At 34.8% G+C, this 1,315-nt stretch carries 2 protein-coding genes; both read left to right on the forward strand.

All coding sequences use genetic code 11. The features are described 5' to 3' along the window. Window positions 1–42: 42 nt before the first annotated feature. A complete protein-coding gene (locus tag BUC17_RS13845; RefSeq protein ID WP_073365518.1) occupies window positions 43–441 on the forward strand; it encodes a transposase in 399 nt (132 codons plus the stop codon). 8 nt (window positions 442–449) lie between these two features. Beyond that, the gene (locus BUC17_RS13850; protein WP_073365520.1) at window positions 450–1,286 is read left to right on the forward strand and encodes an IS3 family transposase; all 837 of its coding nucleotides are present in this window, start codon (window positions 450–452) and stop codon (window positions 1,284–1,286) included. Window positions 1,287–1,315 lie beyond the last annotated feature (29 nt).

Raw genomic sequence — 1,315 nt, forward strand, 5'->3', positions numbered from 1 at the left:
TGTACGTCCCTGATATAGGTTGACCACATCAAGTCAATTTATATGAAAGCAAACATCAAATTAATCAGTAAGCATCGTAAGTTTTCTGAGGACTTTAAAAAGTCTATTGTCAATGAATTTGAAAGTGGTAAATTTAGCGTTTTACAGCTCCAGCGAATGTATAATATTTCTAGAGCATCACTTTACAAATGGATTTACACTTATTCCTCTTCAAACGAAAGAGGACAACGCATAGTAGAGATGAAAGACAGTAGTACTCAAAAATTAAAGGCTTTAGAACAAAAGATTAAGGATCTAGAGCGCGCCGTTGGTCAAAAACAGATCATGATTGATTATTTGGAAAAGATGATTGATATCGCCAATGAAGAATTAAATATCGATATCAAAAAAAATTCCAACACCCCACAATCGAATGGTTCCGCACCAACCAGAAAAAAATAGTTTATCCCATGAATCAGTTGTATACGACTCTTGGAATAAGCAAGCAAGCTGTTCACCAGTATGCTAAGCGTAAAACTATTTTTAATCAAAAGGTTACGGATTTAATGCTCGAGGCGGATTATCTAAGAGCAGAACACCCGGGTTGTGGGGTTGAGAAAATGTACTATACATTACGTCCAGATTTTATCGGCAGGGACCGTTTTGTTGAGACATTTATGGAGTTAGGTTATCGATTAAAACGCAAAAAGAATTTTAAAAGAACCACCTATTCTGTAAATGTAAATTATCCGAATTTAATTAAAGGCATGTGTGTCCAGGCTCCGTCTGTAATCTGGCAATCAGACATCACGTATATGCGTGTAGGTGAAAAGTTCTATTATGCTGTTTTTATCATCGATGTTTATACCAAGAAAATAGTAGGCTACAAAGTCTCCGACCATATGAGAGCTACAGCAAATATGGATGCGCTTAAAATGGCTTTAAAACATCATGAAGCCCCTGAAATACATCATTCTGACAGAGGAAGTCAGTATGTTTATAACGAGTATATCAAGCTATTAAAAGATAATGGATGTAAAATAAGCATGGCAAAAACAGCGCAGGATAATGCCTATGCGGAGCGAATAAACAGAACTATTAAAAATGACTATATCGAACTTTGGAATCCTAAAAGCTTTGAGCAGTTAAAGAAAATGGTTGTTCAAGCTGTGTATCAATATAACAACAGAAGGCCTCATAATAACATCGGGAAAATCAGTCCTGTTGATTTTGAAAACAGATTTTTGCTCAAAAGTACTTTTGAGCAAAAATCTATTACTATTTTTAACAATGAAATTAATGTTTAAAAACGGTCAACTCTAATTAGGGAAGTACA

Origin of the sequence: Flavobacterium fontis (assembly GCF_900129405.1) — a bacterium.
GTDB lineage: Bacteria > Bacteroidota > Bacteroidia > Flavobacteriales > Flavobacteriaceae > Flavobacterium > Flavobacterium fontis.